The organism is Paenibacillus xylanilyticus, assembly GCF_013359935.1.
Lineage (GTDB): Bacteria > Bacillota > Bacilli > Paenibacillales > Paenibacillaceae > Paenibacillus > Paenibacillus xylanilyticus.
In genome coordinates, this window is record NZ_JABMCB010000190.1 from 321,943 (window position 1) to 342,258 (window position 20,316).

The following is a 20,316-nucleotide window of genomic DNA, read 5'->3' on the forward strand; positions in this document are numbered from 1 at the left end:
ATAGTGGTTTATCGGTTAATGTAACCGCTTTATAAAAATTGTAGCATGGGCACATTCACTCCATAAGACCAGAATGATTTGGAAAAACTCCACTATTTTAAGGTGTATTTGTTAGTTCTTTTCATGGACAGAATGACGGTATTTGCTGGGACTAAGCCCCTCCAGACTTTTGAATACCTTGATAAAATATTTATCCGTCTGGTATCCGACTCGCTCGGCTACCTCCGAGATGGGCATGGCTGTCTGTACCAGCAGTTCCTTCGCTCTCTGCACCCGTTTGCGCGTCAGATATTCACTGAAATTCAGCCCGACCTGCTCCTTGAACAGTACGCTGAAATAACTGGAATTCAGGTGCAGGGAATCGGCAATTTCACGCATGGTCATGTTCTCCCCGAGATGCGCTTCAATGTAAGCCAAAGCTTCGCCAATCGGCGTATCCCCGCGCTGTTCCCTTCGCTCCCTGACATCGATCAGCTTGGGATCAACCATCTTCTCCATCGTTTGAATGCGCCGCTGCTGTTCATGGACATGCAGTGCCTTCTGTACCGTCTGGAGCAGCTGCTCTTTATCAATCGGCTTGAGCAAATAATCCACCACACCAAGCTTGATCGCCTGCTGGGCATAATTAAAGTCTGCATACCCCGACATAATGAGGACAGCCGGCTTGCCGGGAAACTGCTGAATGGCCTCCACCAGCGACAAGCCCGATAACTCCGGCATGCGTACATCGGTGATCAGGAGGTCTGCAGGCTGGCTGGCGAGCCATTCCCTGGCTTCAACACCACTCGCAGCAGTCTGAATCCGGTTCTTCCCGGCAGACCATTCCTCAAGGGTTTTACGTATGCCTTCTCTTGTACGCGGCTCGTCGTCCACAATCAGAATCGTTTTCTCATGAATCATGTGCAGCCCCCGTTTCCCTCGGAATTTCAAAACTTACGACTGTTCCTACCCCCTCTTCGCTCTCCACTACAAGTTTGGCTGAGTCACCCAATTGGCTGCCAAAATAAACTTTCAGCCGGCGATGCACATTGATCAGCCCCACTCCCGTTCCCTTGGTGGATGCCGCAGGCCCGCCGTCCAGGGCTTGAATAATGGATAGCAGACGCCCCTCATCCATGCCTGGCCCATTATCGCGAACCTCGACGCGTACCCGACCTTCTGCCGAGGAAGGTTCAACACAGATCTCCACCTTTCCCGGTCTTAACGTACTTTCAATCCCGTGCAGTATCGCATTTTCCACCAATGGCTGGATCAGCAGCTTGGGGATAGGCACGCTGCGCAGTTCCTGGCTAAGCCTGATCTCCCACTGCATTCTCTCACCCAACCGCATCTGCATAATGTTCAAATAACGCTCTGCGTGCTCCAGTTCATCAGCTATCGTGACCCATTCATCCTGATGAGGACTGGAGATGATGTAGCGAAACAGCCGGGACATCGCTACCACCATACGGGACATTTCCTCGTCTCCCTTCTCCTCCAGTGACCAATAAAATGCCTCTAACGTATTAAATAGAAAATGGGGATTGATCTGGGATTGCAGCGCCTTCAGTTCGGCCCGGGACTGCATGACTTCCTTCTCATGCACCTCCCGGGTCAATTCGTTCTGCCTGTAGACCATCTGGTTATAAACGTCATTCAGTTCATTGATCTCCATCGTGGAGCTGACCATCAGATTGGGTCTCATCGCCCCCGGCTGTGCCCCGCGCATGGCCCGCATCAGCCGTATCAGCGGACGTGTGATCATCGTGGACAGAAAAAAGGACATCACGAGAAACAGCACCACACCGATGATTCCCGAAACGAGCAAGGCCGTTCTCAGGATCGATACCCCTTCGGTCGTTTCTCCTAGCGGTGTCAGCACAGCAAGTGTCCATCCCGTCAGCTCGGACTTATGCCGAACAACGATATAGGATTCCTCTCCATTCTGAATGACGGACCCGCTGTCCATGATGGCCTCGGGATCAAGGTTAATCTCCAGATTGGAAGTCACCACTTCACCATCTCCGTCCAGCAGCAGGATGGAGTCCTGTAACTCCCCTGTCTCATTCGAATCATTCAGTTGAAAAAAACTGCGCTGCATCCGCACCACAACATAACCCCCATGTTCAAAGGCATGATCCAGCAGGTTGATTCGACGAATGGCGAGAAGGACACCCGGATCTTCAGGGTCAGAGCCTGCCCACACTAATCTGCCTTTGCCTTCGTCCGCTTGGGTGATCCAGCTGCGCTCCACCCGGAGATCCAGGGATCGGTCATCCATCGGGAAAATACGGTTATAACCAGTTGTGTAGATCTCCATACTTTGTGCCCCGTTAATAAAAGATTGATAGCTGCCTGCAATTTGCAGCAGTGCTTGGCGTTGATTAAAGGTGGCCGGTTTTCCCCGCTTCTCGTCACTGAGCAGACGCTGCACGTACGAATCATCCGCGACCTGAGCCGTCAGGGAGTTCACTTGTGCAATGAGCGCATCCAATCGTCCACTGGCCTGTACTGCGGTCTGATGGATATGTTTCTCGGCATTGCTCTTCAATAACGCAGCCACCCGGTCATAGGCCGTCACACCTGCGAGCAGCAGAACGATGAGCATCACCAAGACGAAACCGACGAAGATCTGATTGCGAAGCGAGTTAAAGCGCCCTGTTTTTCCCTGCAACTTCTCCAATTCTCCTTTCTGCATATAAAAGAAACCACCATCTTACGCCTTGCTCTTGAAGACTGAGTACGACCGATGCTGGATTCTTCCATTTATTTAATTAAAGCGCTTGCAAAAAAAACAGCTTACTTTCTTTGTTTATCGATTAAACTAACGAATAAAAAATAGCACAGTTTCCTGGGTTAATCAATCCGTTCGAATCGTTCAGAACGCTTTCTTAAAATAAAAAAAGAGAGGAGGACTCTTAGGGCCCGCCTCTCTATAGTCATATCCCTTTATTCATTTAACAGAACCTTGGGTCACCCCGTTAATGATCCACTTCTGAGCAAACAGATAGATGATAATCATCGGCAGCAAGGCCAGCAGGTACGACGCAAACGCCAGGTTGAAGTCGGTATTGAACTGACCTTGGAAGACGTATTGCACCAGTGGCAGTGTGTACTGCGCCGGGTCACTGATAATAATGAGCGGCAGCAGGAAGTCGTTGTAAGTAGACAGACATGTCAGAATACCAACCGTAGCACTGATCGGTGCCATGAGCGGGAAAATGATTTTCCAGAACGTTCCCCAGGTTGTGGCTCCATCCACAAAAGCTGCTTCTTCCAGCGCCACCGGAATGGACCGGATATATCCAACATAAACGAATACGTTAAAGGCAAGTCCATACACCGTATGTAATAAGGTAAGGCCAAGCAGATTCGTCATGTCCAGCGAAGACGTCAGTTTGACAATCGGCAGCATGATGATCGGAAACGGAATGAACATCGCACTGACGAAGTAATAGTACAGCCCTTTGAAAAACTTACGTTTCTCCATATTGCGCGCGATCGCATAGGCAACCATGGAGTTACTTAGCAGTGTCAAAATGACGGTAGATGCAGTAACGATGGCACTGTTACGGAACGATTGGAAAAAGTTCGTCATGTCGATGGCGCTTGCGAAGTTCTCCCAATGCAGTGTTGTCGGGAAGGCAAATACCGACTGAGCCATTTGCTCCGGATTTTTCAATGCAATCGTTACCGTCATATAGAGCGGGAACAGGATAAACAGCGTACCCAGAACAACGAGCAGCATAACGAGCCAGTTTGTACGTGTACGGCTTCTCATTACAGATCCATCTCCCTTCTTTGCAGGAACCGGATTTGCAGAATCGAAATCACCGCAATAACGATGAAATAAATAACCGAGTTCGCAGATTGATACGCATATTCGCCGCCTTCAAATCCACCCGTATAGATCAGGTGGGAAATGGATTGCGTCGCCCGGCCAGGTCCCCCGTTGGTCAAGGCTACGATCTGATCGAAGACCATCAGGGAGTTTTTCATGGCCAGCACCATATTAATGGTGAAGAACGGGGCAATCAGCGGGAACGTGATGCTCCAGAATTCACGCCATTTGCCAGCACCATCGAGGTTCGAGGCCTCGTATAGTGTCGTTGGTATCGTTTGCAATCCGGCCAGATACAGGATCGTATTGAGTGCTACCGATTGCCATACGGCTACGATAACGATCCCGATCCATGCCAGACTTTCGCTACCGAGGATGTTGGTCGATAAGGCGCCTATTCCCAGGTTTTGTCCCCAGATTGGAAATACGTTGGAGAACAGATAGTTAAATATGTAACCTACAATCAATACACTCAGGATATTCGGCAGGAAGTAAATGCCCCGGAAAAAGTTGCGGAACTTGATCTTGGCATTCAGCCCAAGTGCGATGAGCAGACTCAGAATATTCGTCAGGATCGTCACCACGATCGCAAACTTGAAAGTAAACCAGTAGGCATTGCCCACATTGTCATCCTGGAACAGATTGAAATAGTTTTTGAAGCCGACAAAATCATAACTTTTCCCGAAACCGTTATAGTTCGTAAAGGAATAATAAATCCCCTGGAGAGCCGGCAGCGTCATAAAAACGAAGAACAATACCACCGCCGGAACCGTCATCCAGTAATAGGGTGCGATACGTTTGTTCATACTCCATCCTCCTTTGGACAAGGCTTAACGCCGGTTTGCTACCTTGTCCCATTCTTTGTCGAGTGTATTCAGATAGTTGTCGATGTTTTTGTTTTGCAAAAAGGACTGTACGATGGAATTCAGCTGCACCGCAGCCGGAATGTAGTGATCGGCAAAATCAATAACTTTGCCCTGCTCGATATAAGGCGTCAGTTCCTGAACTGCAGGGTCGTCCTGCTCCACGCCTTCGACCGCCGCAAACAACGTTTGCTCTTCAATGTATTTCCCGATATTTTCAGGTTCCAGCAGAAATGCGATAAACTCTTCAGCCTGTTCCCGGTTTGGCGTATCCGCCGAGATCGTAAACAGGGAGTCAATGCCGTTTACCAGCTTGATCTGGCTTGGATCATTTCCGGTCGGGAACGGGAAGAAACCGATATCCACATTCGGATTCGCTTTGCGAATCTCGGAGATCGCCCAGGTTCCCTGGATATACATGTATGCTTCGCCGTTGGCAAAAGCCCGGTTACCGTCGGAATAGGCCTTACCGAAGTTATCGCCATGACCGTAATTCATAAGTTCAAGCTGTTTCTCGGCCACTTCGCGGTATTTCTCCTTGAAGGTTACCTTGTTCTCGCGTCGATCCAGATAGAAATCAATACCGACCAAGTTAGGTCCGAGTGCATTGAACGGCAGATTCGTCTGCCAGTCATCCTTGTATGTGAAGTAAAACGGAATCTTGCCTGCGTCCTTAATCTTTTGGGCGGTAGCAATCAGCTCATCCCATGTCTTGGGAACATCCAATCCCATTTCCTTAAACAGCGTTTTGTTATACATGATGCCGTTTGCATTTGTTGCATATGGAATGCCCGTCACTTCCTCCATGCCCGTGACATCCTTCAGCATTTGTATGTAATTCGGATCGATTGTCTTGGTCAGCGAGCTGTCCGTCAGATCGGCAAAAATCTCACTCTGAGCCAGAATTGAATATGTATCGGTTGCACCCATGGCCATAATATCCGGCACATCGTTCTTTACTACACGGGTCTTCAATACAGTTTCTGCATCTGGCGGATTCACCTGAGTGACCTGTATATCGGAATGCTCCGCATTGAATGTTTTGATCAATTCGTCAAAGGTTCCTTTGGCTTCGGGTTTGTTCTGGAAGAATTCGATTTGCACTTTGCCGCTTGCGCTCTCCCCGCTTGTACAAGAAGATAGAAGCACAGCCATTATTCCACATAGCAACATTGTCCCGAGTGCCTTGGTAAGCGATGTTCTCATGTTGTACCTCCCTCAGCGTTATATACGTAAAGATATACCCATTAAATTGGTGGAATAACCATTTGGTTAATTCTTCCACACAGAACATAGCATAGGGGCGGGTTATTCAACCCTTTATTATTTCTAAAACGGTTTCGGCAAAAATGAATCATGGTGTTGTTTTCCAAGGGAACTGTCCGCATAACAAAAAGAAGGACATTGGATAGTCCAATGTCCTTCTTCATTTCAATTCACGTAATTACAAAAAATTGATTTATTTCGCTCTAGGAACGTTCAATTTTGGGCAATGCGCTGCGCAATCGCTTGGCCCGGTGACTCCGGTATGCTCGGATTAACATGCCGATCACCAGGAGTACTACACCGATGTTAATGGCTACATCCGCCAGGTTAAGAATCCCCCGCCCGGACGGAAATACGAGGAAATCCGTGACCTTCGCATAAACAAAACGATCAATGGCATTCCCCAAAGCTCCACCAACCATGAAACCTGCCCCCGCCTGCATCCAGAAACCGCGAATTTCACCTTTTCTCCGGTAATACAGAATACCCGCAATAAACAAAATGGCGACTACGCCGAATAGACGCGCATTCCCCTGAAACATGCTTCCCGCCATCCCGCTGTTCTCGTAATGCTGCAGCTGCATGCCCGAGTCACCGAGCCTCATCATGTCGCCAACTTCCATATACATCCTTACTGCCATCTTGGTTCCCTGATCCACCAGCGTAACCAGTAATGCTATAAAATAAAACAGCATATCGCCTCTCCTCCTGCCTCACTTCGCTTAGTCATATCCTATGTTAACCTGTGGGATCTCCAGTGTATGTTCCCTTCACTTTAACACAGCCGAAGTCGTCTCTCCAAATGGATTGGCACGATACCCAAGCAGGGAAACGATTACATTGCCCAACCGTACCCGGCAGGGACCACACCGATCCGTGTCGAATGTAGACATGAACTATACATGTAAAGGGGCTGCCTGTAAATTGAACCTAACGATGACAGAGAAACTAAAGGAAATGCAGCAGGAAGAAACGGACTTGGTATTTCGTACATTCGACTCTGAACGGGCACTCCAGCTCGGACTCCATTTGATCGAGGAAGCAAAACAACGCTCACAGGCGGTTACGATCGACATCACACTCCAAGGACATCGCCTTTTTTTACATGCCATGGAAGGCACTCATCCAGACAATGAGGATTGGATTCGGCGTAAAAACAACGTGGTGAATCACTTCTCCTCCAGTTCATGGCATACCGCTCTTCGTCTGCGTAGTGAGAATAAAACACTTGAACAGGATTTTGGCCTGCCTTCTTCTGACTATGTACTGGCTGGCGGTGCTTTTCCATTAATTATGGAGGACAAGGGACAAGTCGGCACCATTACGGTATCCGGTCTGCCGGATGAGGAGGATCATGATCTGGTGACCACCGGAATCCGCTCATTTCTGTTGCAGCAAAGCTAATACGCTATACAAAAAAGTACACCTGATCGATATGGATCAGGTGTACTTGCCATGTCACAGCAATCCTTCCGATAGCACAGACAATCGTTGTCCGGATGATCAGGAAGGATTTTTGCATTCCATAAGTTGATATACATTGCTAAAACTGCCGGACCGTATTCCGGTAATCAGGCATATGGTCCAGGTAGTTCCGGTTTATTGAATAGCCGACAAAACGTCGAGCAGCATGGACTTGAATTTGGGCCGATCGATGGCCTCGCATACGCGTACGTTAGGCTCTTTGCCGAAACGTCCATTGATATCCACTACGCTGTATCCACGCGTCAGCTCTCCTGCCGCTTCCACATCCACGTAATACTGTCCCGATTTGGTCATGAGTGATTCGTCTGCGGCAACCGCCATCAGCAATGTATCCGGGTGTGTGGTGCCATTCAGCTTATGTACCGATTTGTTGAACTGCATGACCACTTTGTTGATTGCCGTAAAAAAGTCTGCTCCAGCTGTGCCAAGAGCTGCAATTTCTGCATGATCGTCATCATCCATGACGGAATATTGGGTACACATCTCCCAGCCAACCATCGTTGTTGGAATGCCGGCATGCAGTACAATTTTGGCTGCCTCGGGGTCCACATAGAAGTTGTACTCCGCAGCTGGCGTAATGTTACCCAGTGCATTATTCGTTCCGCCCATAATGTAGAGATGAGCAATCTCCGGAATAATGGTCGGGTCCTTCTGAATCGCCATCGCAATATTGGTCAGAGGTGCAATAGCCAGAAGAGAGATCTCTCCCGGATTGGCATGCACTTTCTCAATGATAAAATCAACGGCATGGCCGCTCTCGGGACGCTGGTCTGCCTTGGGGAAATGCGCGCCGCCCATGCCATCGTCACCATGCACGTCTTCCACTGTACGGTGCTGTGCCTGCCCATAGGCCATCAGTGGACGTTCGCATCCTTTATATACAGGCACCTTGCCGCCATGTCCAGCAACCTGTACGGTGTACAGGGCATTTTCAACCTCTTGGTCAAACTGAACGTTCCCACCCGTAATTGTGATGCCTTCCACCTGAAAGTGGTGCAAAGCCGTCAGGATCGCAATCGTATCGTCTCCTGCTGTATCTGTATCGATGATGACTTTTCTCATGATGCCGCGCTCCTTCTTCCGTTTGATATTCATTCCAAATAAACACTAGGGTTTATTTTACATCAAAAATGTACCGATGACGATGGAAACGCCGATGATAATGGAACGCAGCAGCTGTGCCACCGCCAAATTACCTCGTGCAATTTCATCACACACACGCATTTTTGGAGTCAGGAAATCAAATATAATATAGACCAGACACAAAATAATGATTCCCAGCGCAGACCATAGCAGCATATCCAGCCACGAATGCGTGGAGAAGGACACCATTCCAACAATGATGCACAGTCCCAGCAGCTTGCTGCCCATGTACATGCCCGCCGCTTCATTTCCTTTGGTGATTTCCTCACTATCGTTATACCGGGTCAATTTGCTAAAAGCAAAATACCCACATACCAATACAACCAGCAGAATGCCAATACCTATCACAACATTCAGCAGGTTCAGCCCCAAGTTTTCCATTCCTACTCCTCCTCATTATCCATTACGTTCATTGACTGCAGCTGCACAATAATAAGCCATATCTCCGGTCACTTTCTCCCCGATCCGGGGCAGCACACCGGCAAAACGTCCACCGATGACAAACACACCTGTAAGCAGATAGCCGCTATAATCCCCGTCCTCTGTCTGAATCACCGCCTGCTCCATCGGAACAAGCTGCTGATAGATCTTCGGTTGATTGTTATAATAGGCTGCCATTTCTTCATCTTCATCCGGTCCTGCCGTGTTAATCTCCGTTTCCTCACCTAGCAAAAGGGTGCCTCGACCCTCACGGCCCCAATAACTTTTCTCTACATAAGGAGTAGATTCCAGCTCAAAGGGTCCTGCTTCGAAATAGGTGGGCAGCAGATACCGGGAAATCGAATCCAACTCTGCATCGGTAAACAGCCGAAAACCGCAGTACTCTGGAGTCTGTTCATTGCGTTCATAGAGGGACCAAATTGCAGCCATGAAGCCTTTGCTCTGCATCAGGACATGCTGTACGGGGTTCATCAGGCCAAGGCGACCATCCTGTACCAGTTCTAGCAGCGCCGCACCGATGTCCACACCTGTTGTCTCATCCCGATCATCCACAAGGTACTCCAGCGGATAAAGGCGATACAGCAGCTGAATCTGATGTCCATCATGATACAGCGCATCGCCTGGAAAAATCTCCAATTCCTCCAGGGGAGCGTAGCGCACCTCATACCCGGCTTCCCGGCAGCGTTCCATCAGGTATTCCGTATTGGTCCGATCCTCCACATGCTCACCAAATGAGGTAAACGTCACAGGGCCTTGCAGTCCTTGCCCGGCATATGCCTCCAGCCACTTACGGAAGCAATTCCGGATACATGCATCCATGTCTGCGGATGGCGCAGTTAATGCAGCATCTTCAGCCATGCCTACCAAAATACGCTCCAGAACGGCCGCTTCGGGTATGCCGGTAGGCGTGTCGGTATTATTTTCGATACACTTGAATCCAGCCTCACCGATAATCCAGTCCTGACGCGTAATGCCACCGGTCACAGTCTCCATTCGTGCTGCCGCAATCAGTCCTGGATGAATACCCAGCTGGTGCTCCAGAAAACTGTCCGGCATATACTGCTGGATAAACCGCATGACTTTGCAGTATATTCCGTCGATCAGCTCGACTGCACGCTGCAGCTCATGTATCTCTTGAGGGGTATACATCGTCAGCGCAGGTACACAATATTGCTTGCCATACATCCGGTGATAGGGGACATGCTGCCCGGCTTCGCCCGCAAACACCTCTTCGTGACGATAGGGCAACGAGTGCATTTGCCTCATAACACTTAGCCTCCCGAACTGCGGAAGAAGCTGCCAAAGCCGCTCGATTTGGACTTTGATTTACTATAGGAGCTGTTCTTGCTGCTGCTACTGCCGCCGTATGAGCCACCATAATAATAATGGCCGCTGCTAGAGTCATACTCACATCCGGTATCATATTCCGGGTCACACTCGTCGTTGCTGCCACAACCGGACAACACCGCAGGCACGGCGAGCATCAGGGAAAAGGCAACCAGCTTCGCCCGCGATCCGGGTTTGGCCGTGTTATTCCGCTCTTCTTCTGTCATTACAGGTCTACCTCCTTCATGAAAAACAACACTTTCCTGCGATCCGCATCGAGCACGGAATACACGAATTCATAGGTCGTTCCGCTACGAACCATGTAATGGTCCAAGAGCCGTTCGGCAAGTTCCATCGTGTACGAAGAGGAATCTGCCAGTTCCAGCTCCTGAAATGCCTTTCCATTCCACAGCATATACTCTGCGCTGTACATGGAGGACATTTTGCACATGGCCAGTGCAGCGTCCGCAATCGCTGTACCGTAGTCTGCAGGCACCTGGTTGTTGTACGCAGTCACATAGATGGCATGATCCCGAAGATCCTCGCATTCATTGGACAGGTGGGTCCACAGTTTGTTTTTCATCAGGGTTGCATCCACCAGTTTGCGCATGAACAGTTCATCCCGGGTAACGGATACCTGTTCCAGCTGCCCCGTCTCAACCTGCCGATCATCCGACCAGCTTCGATAAGTCAATGCATAATAGATAACGATAACCTCCCTTTTGTGTAGCTCTAAGATGAGCCGCCTCAATTCATACAAACGTATTTAACGCATGAGAAGGAAAAAAGTTACACTATTCTCCATGACATGAAAATAAGAACATTTGGAAATGAGTGGATCGCTAGACGATCGACCATGCTGCTGGTTGCTACCACCATCCAAAATAAAAAAAGCCGGAGACATTCTCCGGCCTTGCAAACAGATTCGAGGTCCGACTATACTCACATCTCTGCCCATTGGGCCAACATCTCATTATATTCACCGGACAGCTGCTCACGCTCGTTCCATACCTGTTCCAGATCAGGGGAATTTGCCAGTAATTCAAGCTGCTGATCCAGCTCCTGAATCTGCGCCTCAAGACGTGCCAGCTTTTGTTCCAGCTGCTCGGCCGACTGCCTTTTCTCCGTACCGCTCTCCGCTTGACGGGAAGCAGGCTGATCCTTTGATTTGACACTTGCCCGAGATGGAGCTGCAGCAGTAACGGTATGCTCTAGAACTGCTGCTCCTGCACGCGCCTGCAGATCAAGCTTTTTCTCCCGATAGTCTTCATAGTCTCCAAGATAAGTGGTCATCTCCCCGTTCTCCAGTTCCCAGACACGTGAAGCGAGGCGATTGACGAAGTAACGATCATGAGAAATGGCAAGCACAGTACCTTCAAAATCCACCAGCGACTCTTCCAGCGCTTCTCTTGAGGCGATATCCAGATGGTTGGTCGGTTCATCGAGCAGCAGCACATTGGGTTTGCGCTGCACCAGCAGAGCCAGCCGCAGACGGGTCCATTCACCGCCGGATAGCTGACCTACCGAGCGAAATACATCTGCGCCGTAGAATAGATATCTGGCGAGAATTCCACGCGCTTCGCCTTCTTCCACACCTGCCTCCAGGCGGAAATACTCAAGCACACTCAGCTTCGGATTGGAAGGCTCCTCCTGTTGGGCCAGATAGCCCACATCCACTCGTGCTCCCCATTCAAGCTGGCCAGCAGTCGGCTGCTCCTCTCCAAGCAGGAGCTTGAACAATGTTGTCTTGCCTGAGCCGTTGCGGCCAATCAGGGCAATTTTGTCCCCATGCTCAAGTAAACCCGAGACACCGCGCAGGATCGGACGTTCTCCATAGGCCTTCTCCACCTGTTCAATCACCGCCACCCGGCGTCCCGTCCGGTCTGTAGGGCGTACATCGAAATCCGCATTGCGCCGCTCGAGCACAGGCCGCTTCACCTGCTCCATCCGCTCCAGTGCTTTGCGCATCGAAGCGGCCCGCCGGAAGAACTTCTCGTTCCCGCCGATGCGTCCCCATTCCTCCAGCTGGCGGATCGTTTCTTTCATTTTCTTCATGACCTTCTGCTGTTCCTTGAACTCTTCGAATTGCTGCAGCAGCCGTTGTTCCTTCACTTTCATGTATTCCGTGTAGCCGCCAGCAGACGTTTGCGCTTCGCCATCCTCCAGCTCCAACGTTCGGGTCACCACGCGGTCCAGAAAATAACGGTCATGGGAGATCAGGACGATTGTGCCCGTATACTCCCGCAGAAATCCTTCCAGCCATTCCACCCGTTCCAGATCAAGGTGGTTGGTCGGCTCATCCAGCAGGAGCAGATCAGGACGCACGATCAGCTGTGAAGCGAGCACAACCCGGGTCTGCTCTCCCCCGGACAGGGAACCGAACCGCCAGCCGTAGTGCGCTTTGGCGATATCCAGACCGTCCGCCACCTGATCAATCCGAGCGTCCATTTCATAACCGCCCTCACGCTCAAACTGCTCCTGGAGTGCGGCATATCTTTTCAACAGACGGCCCAATTGGTCTGGATCTGCTGCATAGTCCGGGTCAGACATCTGCTGCTCCATTTCCTTCATTCGGCTGCGGCACTCCGCTAGCTCCTTAAATCCGAGCCCCAACACGTCCAGTACCGTATGATCATCCAGTCCTTCCGGAACCTGAGCCACATAGCCGATCCGTGTATCTTTCTTGATCATCAATTGCCCTTCGTCCGGCTGGTTCAGCCGGGCCATCAGGCGCATGAGTGTTGTTTTGCCGCTTCCGTTGCGGCCGATCAGGGCGACCTTGTCACCCTCCATGATTTCAAAAGTAATGCCGTCCAGCACCAGATGTGCTCCGTGATATTGTGTCAGTTGTTGCGCGCTAATGATCATCATAATAAGGTTCCTCCTATGATATGGAAGATCCTGACCGCAACACAAAAAGAGCCGCAGAGGTTAGCTCCGCGGCTCTTCAGAATTCAAGCAAAATTGCTTATCGTCCGAATGAGGTCAAGGCAGGCATCTTCTCGCAATGGTTAACTTCCGTATATTCAAAATTGGACAGACTTCTCCCGTTGTAGAAAAAAGTGTGAACAATGCCAGCCATAGCAATCGGCAGCTGGCTAATACGGTTGTTAAGCATCTCGTGATTCACCTGTCTTCACCTCCCTTGTCATAATTATTGTCAATATATCACAGACGAATGCATTCCTGCAACCATCCCATTTGCCCGATTCATCCTTATCGCGAATTAATCGTCCCGGTTAATTCCTTCCCCGTCGACGCAGTACCAACTCCGCGATCACAACCGTAATCAGTGTCAGCATTCCCGCTGTACCCAGAGAAACGCCGAGCAAGGCATACCCGATGCCATTCCAGCCGCCTATATCAATGCTAATCATGACCACAATGGCTCCCCCAAGCAAGGCTGCACATGGCAGTATATATTGTCCCCAGGTCATTCGCCGTCCCTGCATCCGGTAAATAAGCCAAACGATCAATAACTGAACTACCCACATGCCGAGCGTCCACAGAATGAGTACATCCATCAGGTTCTCCTCCGATCTGCTACATGGTCAAATTCCTTCATAACAGCCTTATCACTTCAACCAATCTGCAAAAAACTTCCGGTACCCCTCCTTCATGATCGTACGCGAGAACGCACCGAACGCATACTCCCGGTTATCTTCCGATACACTTCGCGGTGCCGCCGCAGCCATGTTTACCAGCTCAAACCAGTTATCCTCATTGCCTGCAAAGGCATGTGTGGATCGAATATGACCATAGCACGGATGCTCCGGCTTCACGACCATTTTGCCCATCGCCATCGCTTCTGTCAGAGGCATCGCGAACGTGTCAAATGCTGAACAGCTCCAGTATACCTTGGCCGAGTTCATTAGCATAAATACCTCATCTTGGGTCAACGCAAACTGAAGTTTCACATTGTCCGGAATGCTGTATTTCTTCATGCTCTCCTCGTAACGCCGTCCACCAAATACCATGTAGACTTCCTTGTCCGGGTTCTGCCGTGCATACTCCAGCACCAGGTCGGGACGGCGGTTCTCTTCATCCCGGCCGATCCAGAGCACACGGTTATGCACCACCTGACTTGGATCGTAGTGGCGGTGTGCCAGCTCTTCATTGAACCCGATCGGAATGACATTCACGTCATGTACACCGAAATTGCGGGCCAGCTCTGTTTTTAGAAACTCTGTCTGTACAATGGCTTTATCCACCATCGTATAGAATGGCTTCATCATCTCATACCCTGTAAGTGCCGGATCAGGGAAGCTGTGCGGGAACAATACACTCTTCGGCAAGAACATTTTGAGAAACGTAAAGCCGGATACGGTGTAGATGACTTGCTCTATATGTTGGCTGTAGATCTGGTCGAGTACGATATCGTAGTTCACCAGGTCACCCTTCTCATGTTCATAACCCGGCAGCCAGTCGTATCCACTCACATGACGCTCCGGCGAAATGAACACAATATCCACCCCCAGCTCCAGACCAATCTGCTTCAGGCGATCGGCGAATACGCGCGGCCCCTGTGCTTCGGTGAATTGAATTTTACGCATAACGAGTCCTACCTTACGCATGTTCTGCCCCCTCATTTCTATTCCGTAAATAACTGTTTCATGCACTGTCCCAGCGTTCCCACCGTCTCATTCCACTGATTGCGCAATTGCTCCTCTGGCCATACACAGTCCGGATTCTTCAGATCAGAATCGATCAAACGCAGCATCCAGAGCGAGAATACAATGGCATACGCTTCATACCATCTTTTGAAAGAAACCCTCTTCACCTTTCTAGCGAAGCCCTCCAATCCGTCCAGATATACCTGAACCACTCGATCCCGCAGCTGTGATGTAACATGTCTTGGGAACAGTGGATGAGACAGATCGATTAAATGGTACAAATCCCAGAGCGGTGTATTGAGATGGGCATGTTCCCAATCGATAATGACAAGTCTGCCATTCACATCTGCCATATTGCCGGGATGCAGGTCCCCGTGACACAGAACGAGCGGAAGTTCTGTCTCTGCCGTTTGAATCAGTGTTGTGATCTCATCCCAGCAGGATGCAGACAGCGTCATTCCAAGCTTGGACAGCAAGTCACCCGTTGATTCCTTGGCGCCCAAGAGATCTTCAAGCATGTTCCCAATGGGCGGCTTCTGACCCACACGTGGCAGCTCGTCCCAACGGGGTGCCCAGAGCGTATGCCATTGCGCCATATGCACCGCAGCAGACAGCATCTCAGTTTCCTGCGACTGGTGCACCAGAGGCCCCAGATCCTCGTAAATCAACCAGCTCTGTTCTGGAGCGATTTCTTCGTTAGAAGAGGCGATTAGCTGCGGATAGATGGATGGCAATACGGACAGTACATGCCGGGATATCCACCGTTCACGCCCGTGCTGCCCGAGGTTCGTGAGGGGTTTGAAAATATAACTTTTCCCGGTATGGACCGTGAATCGCTCCACATATTTGCCATTCATCCCCTTGTAGAGCTGCTGCCGGCTGGTTATAAACTGTTCGTTCAATGTCCCTTCAGCCGTAACCCAGTCATGCGCATATTCGTTCATGCCCACCATCATCCATTCGTCCTTCCGTGCCTGCACATTTATATTTTCTATCCATCATACGTTGCTGCTCACAAGCCTGCAAGCTTGGAACAGAGTGCTTTTCGGATTAACCGGCTCACAAAATGAGCATTGAATGAATTCACAAAATTTAAAAAAGCAATCAAAAAAGACGCACATGGAGATAATCCTGAGATCACCTCCATGTACGTCTTTTTCTTCGTGTTTGCTCACACTGCGTATTCATTTATATCTCGCGATTTGTGAATTGCTCCACACCGATAAAAAGTTAAACTTCGACCGCAATACCTTCATAAAAACGACGAATAACTTTCTCTGCTGGTTTACCATAAACGCCGTACCCGTCATCCGTCAGTGCATCCTGCTCCTGATACAGATGCGCGCTCCAGTCCCACAGGCCAAAGCCCCGAACCCACTCCCGCTGGCTGGCATGACGGAACATGGCTTCATAGAACCGCTCCTGTTCCTCTGCATTGACTTCACCTTCTAATCCCCAGTCATTCGGCACCTGCGCCGATCCACTGCGGCTCGGACAGCCCGCTTCTGCAAAGAAAAAAGGTTTGCCATAAGGCGCAATTTCCCGTTCAATGCGATCCAGCTGCGCTTCCCAATCCCCGATAGGATAATATCCGCTCGACGAGATCACATCCACGGCATCCCACCATTTCACATGACCTTCCTGATACTTGTCGGTGTTGTAGGATACAAGGCCGGAATAGACCTCGCGCACTCCCGCGATCACCCCGCGCCACTCCTGATCCCGGCGCTCAGACTGCACCATCTCACAGCCAGCGATGAACATTTCGCACTTCTCTTGCTCTGCAATCGCTGCATAGTGCTTCTGATACGCGGTATAGCTGCGGAACCAGTCTTGCCATTTCGGCTCACATGGTACATCGATATCAAAAAAGTTAATATGTGCACGCCATGTGCCATCGGTGCAGTTGACCGTTGGTTTCAGAATGACACGCAGTCCTAGCGTGCGGGCATAACGCATCATGTCTACCAATTCATCGTCTTCCACCATATGTTTACCCCGGTACTTGACCTCTGTCGCCTGCGGATGATCCTGATGGGCCGCCAATGCAAAAATGACATGTGAACTGCCTGTGCGTTCGGCCATCAGGCGCAGGGATTCCTTCGCTTCCGGCTTGCGGAAGTCCCCCCTGCCGCTCATCCAGCCAAATGTAAATCCTTTAATGTACTCCATTTGCATTGTGCTTTAGAGCCCCTTTCATGTTCAATTAAAGCTTGCCTTCCTCGCGATCTCCGGCAATCACTTCATCGGTCTCAATGACGTAGTTCACAATTTCTTCAACGGTCGTGTAAGCAACGCCAACGTACGTATCGGCAGCACCATAATAGATCGCGATGCGCCCTGTCTCCGCATCATGCAGCGTTGCACATGGGAAAATGACATTATCGACGAACCCTTGCTCCTCATACCATTTCTCTGGTGTCAGCACGAAATTGGAGGAACGATACTTCACTTTGGACGGCTCCTCCAGATCCAGAATGACCGCACCCATGCTGTACACAAAACCGTTGCAGGTACCGGTTACGCCGTGGTAGAACATCAGCCAGCCTTCGGACGTTTCAATCGGAGCAGGACCGCCGCCAATTTTGACCGATTGCCACCAGCCCTCGCCGCCTTTGCTCATGACATGACGGTGTTTGCCCCAATACACAAGATCGGGGCTTTCGCTCAGGAAAATATCCCCGAACGGCGTATGTCCGCTGTCGCTTGGTCTGGACAGCATGACGTAGTTGTCCTTGATTTTGCGCGGGAACAACACGCCATTGCGGTTAAACGGCAGCATCGGATTTTCGAGACGGACAAACGTTTTGAAATCGTCGGTCTTCGCCAGACCCAGTGCTGCGCCGTAGAAATCGGTACACCAGATGATGTAATAGGTGTCCTCCACTTTGACCAGACGCGGGTCATACGCATAGTTTGGCATGAAGGGGTCGCCATTCTCATCCACAAAAGCAATGCGCTCCTCCTCAATCGTCCATGATAATCCGTCTTCACTGGAACCCATATGCAGGTGCGGGCGGCCATTAATCGTTTCGGCGCGGAATACGCCGATAAACTTCCCTTCATAAGGAACGACTGCACTGTTGAAAATACGGGCAACCCCCTTGACCGGGTTACGCGGTACGACCGGATTCGCTGAATGTCTCCATACCGGCCCTTCCGTACCCTCCGGTTTGTCCTCCCAAGGCATATTCGGTAACGCATCCCCAACAATGTGCACGTTCTTCGTTTCAACAACTGTCATCGATTCATTTCTCCCTTCGGTGATAGGTTATATGAGATGAACTTATGACTTGCACGAGACCACTCCAATGGCAGAACAACCTTCCGATCGCTGTTATCCCCAGATTTTTTCGATTCCCTTATAAAAGGGAAAATCCGGTGATAAATGCGAGCACTGCGTTTCTCCAGGTTTTTTCTGCCCTCTCCGTTCCTGCGCATGTTCATATCCATCTCCCATAACCTTCGTTTTTCTATTTCACGGAGCCTTGCGCGAAGCCGTTGTAGATGTACTTTTGTAGCAGCAGGAAGATGATCATCGTTGGAATGATGGCGATCATGATGCCGGCACTGATGACTTCCCACTGGGATCCGAATGGCCCCTTGAATTTGAACAAGGCCGTGGATATGACCTGTAGATCCGTCTTCGGCATGTAGAGGAACGGCGTGTAGAAGTCGTTGTAGATGTTGACCCCCTTCACGATAATGACTGTTACAATCGCCGGTTTCAGGAGTGGCAGAATGATTCTCCAATAAATGGTGAAGTACGAAGCCCCGTCCAACATCGCTGATTCATCCAGCGCATTGGAGATGGAACCCAGAAACTGCAGAAAAATGTACACCGCAATAATATCCGTACCCAGGTACATGACGATCGCGGCCCAACGGGTGTTGAACAGATCGAGTGCGTTAATGATCTGGAACGTGGCGACCTGTGTCGTCACACTCGGAATCAGGGTAGCAAGCAGGAACGCCGCAACCATGATTTTTTTACCTTTGAATTTGAATCGATCCAGTACATACGCAATCATGGAACCTGTTAATGTGGCACCCACGATGGAGATGATCAGGATAATAATTGTATTTTTAAAACCAACTAACATGTTCCCGTCCACAAAAGCCTTCGTGTAGTTCGCAAAATTGAACCAGTTTTCAGGCGGAGCAAGCGGACTGCTTGTCGCGTATTCGGCATTGGTTTTGAGTGACGCAAACAGAACAACAACGATAGGCACAAGCGCAATGAACGCTGCGAGAATGAGTGAAGCATATTTAAATATGCTCGCGAGGGTGTATTTGAATGGTCGCACGTTCATTCCTCCCCTTTCATGGTGACACGTTGAACCAGTGTAACCAGAATAACGATAAACAGCAGGACAACAGCCATGGCTGATGCCAAGCCTAGTTTGCCATACTTAAAGGCCAAGTGAACGGTCTGAATGACAAACGTCTCACTGCCGTTGGAACCATCCGTCATAATATATGGAATATCGAACGCACTGATTGCGCCGCTGATCGCCAAAATCAGATTGAGCTGCAGGATACGTGTAATGCTTGGCAGGATAATGTGGCGGAATTGCTGCCAGCGATTCGCACCATCGATATCCGATGCTTCATAGACATCCTTTTGAATGGAAGAGATCGCACCCAGGAAGATGATGAAGTTGAAGCCCATGTACCTCCATACCGATGCGCCTGCAAGAGAGACGTTGATAATATCGGGATTACCGAGCCAGAGCTGGGTGTACTGTCCAAGCCCGATCGCTTGCATCAGTGTGTCCAGTGTGCCGTCCGGTTTAAAGAAGAACAGGAAGATAAATCCGATCGCTACCCCGTTTAATAAATAAGGGAAAAACAGTATGCCTTTGAAGAAGTTTTTGCCTCGGATTTTAAAACTCAGAATCGTTGCAAAGTATAGAGCCAGGCCCATTTGCACGAAGGTAGCCACAAAATAATACAAACTGACTATAAACACTTTGAAATATTCAGGATCACTGAAAATCCGCGTGTAGTTTTCGAATCCGACATAGTCGAACCTTTTGCTGTAACCATTCCAATCGGTAAAACTGTATTTGAACATGTTAATGACTGGCAAGTAAGCAAACGTGAACAGCAGTGCCAACGGAATGATCGAGAAGGCACAGATGATAAATATGCGCTGCGCTGAGTAACCCCAATTCGAAATTTTTAAGTATTTCATGCTCTCCACACCTCCAAGCGGTTCAACCGCTTTATATCGAAAGACTCCCGCCCAATAAACATTCAGAATTAAAGACAGCCGGAAGAAGGCATTTTGCACCATTCATGCGATACAAAATGCCTGCTGCAAAGGTTAGTTCAGCCATTTTTCCCGGCAGCTTTC

The 20,316-nt window shown here is 49.8% G+C and carries 21 protein-coding genes; 1 reads left to right on the plus strand and 20 read right to left on the minus strand.

Features of this window, described 5'->3' with window-relative positions:
• Positions 1-111: 111 nt before the first annotated feature.
• The 6 genes from HP552_RS18405 to lspA form a co-directional block, all read right to left on the minus strand.
• The gene (locus HP552_RS18405) at positions 112-900 is read right to left on the minus strand and encodes a response regulator transcription factor (protein ID WP_175396855.1); all 789 of its coding nucleotides are present in this window, start codon (positions 898-900) and stop codon (positions 112-114) included.
• Positions 890-2,677 (minus strand): cache domain-containing sensor histidine kinase, encoded by a 1,788-nt coding sequence (locus tag HP552_RS18410; protein WP_175396856.1) that lies wholly within the window; start codon positions 2,675-2,677, stop codon positions 890-892. Before HP552_RS18410 ends, HP552_RS18405 begins: the two co-directional genes overlap by 11 nt.
• Positions 2,678-2,932: 255 nt before the next feature.
• Positions 2,933-3,760: a carbohydrate ABC transporter permease gene (locus HP552_RS18415; protein WP_175396857.1), complete on the minus strand. Its 828-nt coding sequence runs from the start codon at positions 3,758-3,760 to the stop codon at positions 2,933-2,935.
• Positions 3,760-4,626 (minus strand): carbohydrate ABC transporter permease, encoded by an 867-nt coding sequence (locus HP552_RS18420; RefSeq protein ID WP_175396858.1) that lies wholly within the window; start codon positions 4,624-4,626, stop codon positions 3,760-3,762. The genes HP552_RS18415 and HP552_RS18420 overlap by 1 nt, the downstream gene beginning before the upstream one ends.
• 24 nt (positions 4,627-4,650) lie before the next feature.
• Entirely contained in the window at positions 4,651-5,856 is a 1,206-nt protein-coding gene (locus tag HP552_RS18425; protein WP_175397078.1) for an ABC transporter substrate-binding protein, read from the minus strand.
• 296 nt (positions 5,857-6,152) lie between these two features.
• Entirely contained in the window at positions 6,153-6,644 is a 492-nt protein-coding gene (gene lspA, locus HP552_RS18430; RefSeq protein ID WP_175396859.1) for a signal peptidase II, read from the minus strand.
• 229 nt (positions 6,645-6,873) lie between these two features.
• Between lspA and HP552_RS18435 the strand changes: the two genes are divergently transcribed.
• The gene (locus tag HP552_RS18435) at positions 6,874-7,353 is read left to right on the plus strand and encodes a heme-degrading domain-containing protein (protein WP_246310951.1); all 480 of its coding nucleotides are present in this window, start codon (positions 6,874-6,876) and stop codon (positions 7,351-7,353) included.
• 195 nt (positions 7,354-7,548) lie between these two features.
• On the opposite strand, the gene HP552_RS18440 is transcribed toward HP552_RS18435, so the two are convergent.
• The 14 genes from HP552_RS18440 to HP552_RS18505 all read right to left on the minus strand — a co-directional run bounded on the left by HP552_RS18440 (position 7,549) and on the right by HP552_RS18505 (position 20,154).
• Positions 7,549-8,496, minus strand: coding sequence for a nucleoside hydrolase (locus HP552_RS18440; protein WP_175396860.1), 948 nt, complete (start codon positions 8,494-8,496; stop codon positions 7,549-7,551).
• A 57-nt stretch (positions 8,497-8,553) separates the two neighbouring features.
• Positions 8,554-8,958 carry a DUF350 domain-containing protein gene (locus tag HP552_RS18445; protein ID WP_175396861.1) on the minus strand — a complete coding sequence of 135 codons (405 nt, stop codon included), beginning with the start codon at positions 8,956-8,958 and terminating at the stop codon, positions 8,554-8,556.
• A 15-nt stretch (positions 8,959-8,973) separates the two neighbouring features.
• Positions 8,974-10,284, minus strand: coding sequence for a glutathionylspermidine synthase family protein (locus HP552_RS18450; RefSeq protein ID WP_175396862.1), 1,311 nt, complete (start codon positions 10,282-10,284; stop codon positions 8,974-8,976).
• A 5-nt stretch (positions 10,285-10,289) separates the two neighbouring features.
• Positions 10,290-10,571 (minus strand): hypothetical protein, encoded by a 282-nt coding sequence (locus HP552_RS18455; RefSeq protein WP_175396863.1) that lies wholly within the window; start codon positions 10,569-10,571, stop codon positions 10,290-10,292.
• A complete protein-coding gene (locus HP552_RS18460) occupies positions 10,571-11,104 on the minus strand; it encodes a hypothetical protein (RefSeq protein WP_246310952.1) in 534 nt (177 codons plus the stop codon). Before HP552_RS18460 ends, HP552_RS18455 begins: the two co-directional genes overlap by 1 nt.
• A 182-nt stretch (positions 11,105-11,286) precedes the next feature.
• The gene (abc-f, locus tag HP552_RS18465; protein ID WP_175396864.1) at positions 11,287-13,215 is read right to left on the minus strand and encodes a ribosomal protection-like ABC-F family protein; all 1,929 of its coding nucleotides are present in this window, start codon (positions 13,213-13,215) and stop codon (positions 11,287-11,289) included.
• 97 nt (positions 13,216-13,312) lie between these two features.
• Entirely contained in the window at positions 13,313-13,474 is a 162-nt protein-coding gene (locus HP552_RS18470; protein WP_175396865.1) for a hypothetical protein, read from the minus strand.
• 109 nt (positions 13,475-13,583) lie between these two features.
• Complete coding sequence (locus tag HP552_RS18475) at positions 13,584-13,868, minus strand: YesK family protein (RefSeq protein WP_175396866.1); 285 nt, start codon at positions 13,866-13,868, stop codon at positions 13,584-13,586.
• Between the two features lie 51 nt (positions 13,869-13,919).
• Positions 13,920-14,918 carry a glycosyltransferase gene (locus HP552_RS18480; protein WP_175396867.1) on the minus strand — a complete coding sequence of 333 codons (999 nt, stop codon included), beginning with the start codon at positions 14,916-14,918 and terminating at the stop codon, positions 13,920-13,922.
• Between the two features lie 17 nt (positions 14,919-14,935).
• The gene (locus HP552_RS18485) at positions 14,936-15,913 is read right to left on the minus strand and encodes a phosphotransferase (RefSeq protein ID WP_175396868.1); all 978 of its coding nucleotides are present in this window, start codon (positions 15,911-15,913) and stop codon (positions 14,936-14,938) included.
• A gap of 274 nt (positions 15,914-16,187) precedes the next feature.
• Positions 16,188-17,129 (minus strand): glycoside hydrolase family 113, encoded by a 942-nt coding sequence (locus HP552_RS18490; protein ID WP_175397081.1) that lies wholly within the window; start codon positions 17,127-17,129, stop codon positions 16,188-16,190.
• A gap of 34 nt (positions 17,130-17,163) precedes the next feature.
• Positions 17,164-18,201, minus strand: a complete 1,038-nt coding sequence (locus HP552_RS18495) for a glycoside hydrolase family 130 protein (protein ID WP_175396869.1) — start codon at positions 18,199-18,201, stop codon at positions 17,164-17,166.
• Positions 18,202-18,430: 229 nt separating this feature from the next.
• Positions 18,431-19,270, minus strand: coding sequence for a carbohydrate ABC transporter permease (locus HP552_RS18500; protein WP_175396870.1), 840 nt, complete (start codon positions 19,268-19,270; stop codon positions 18,431-18,433).
• Entirely contained in the window at positions 19,267-20,154 is an 888-nt protein-coding gene (locus tag HP552_RS18505) for a carbohydrate ABC transporter permease (protein ID WP_175396871.1), read from the minus strand. The genes HP552_RS18500 and HP552_RS18505 overlap by 4 nt, the downstream gene beginning before the upstream one ends.
• Positions 20,155-20,316 lie beyond the last annotated feature (162 nt).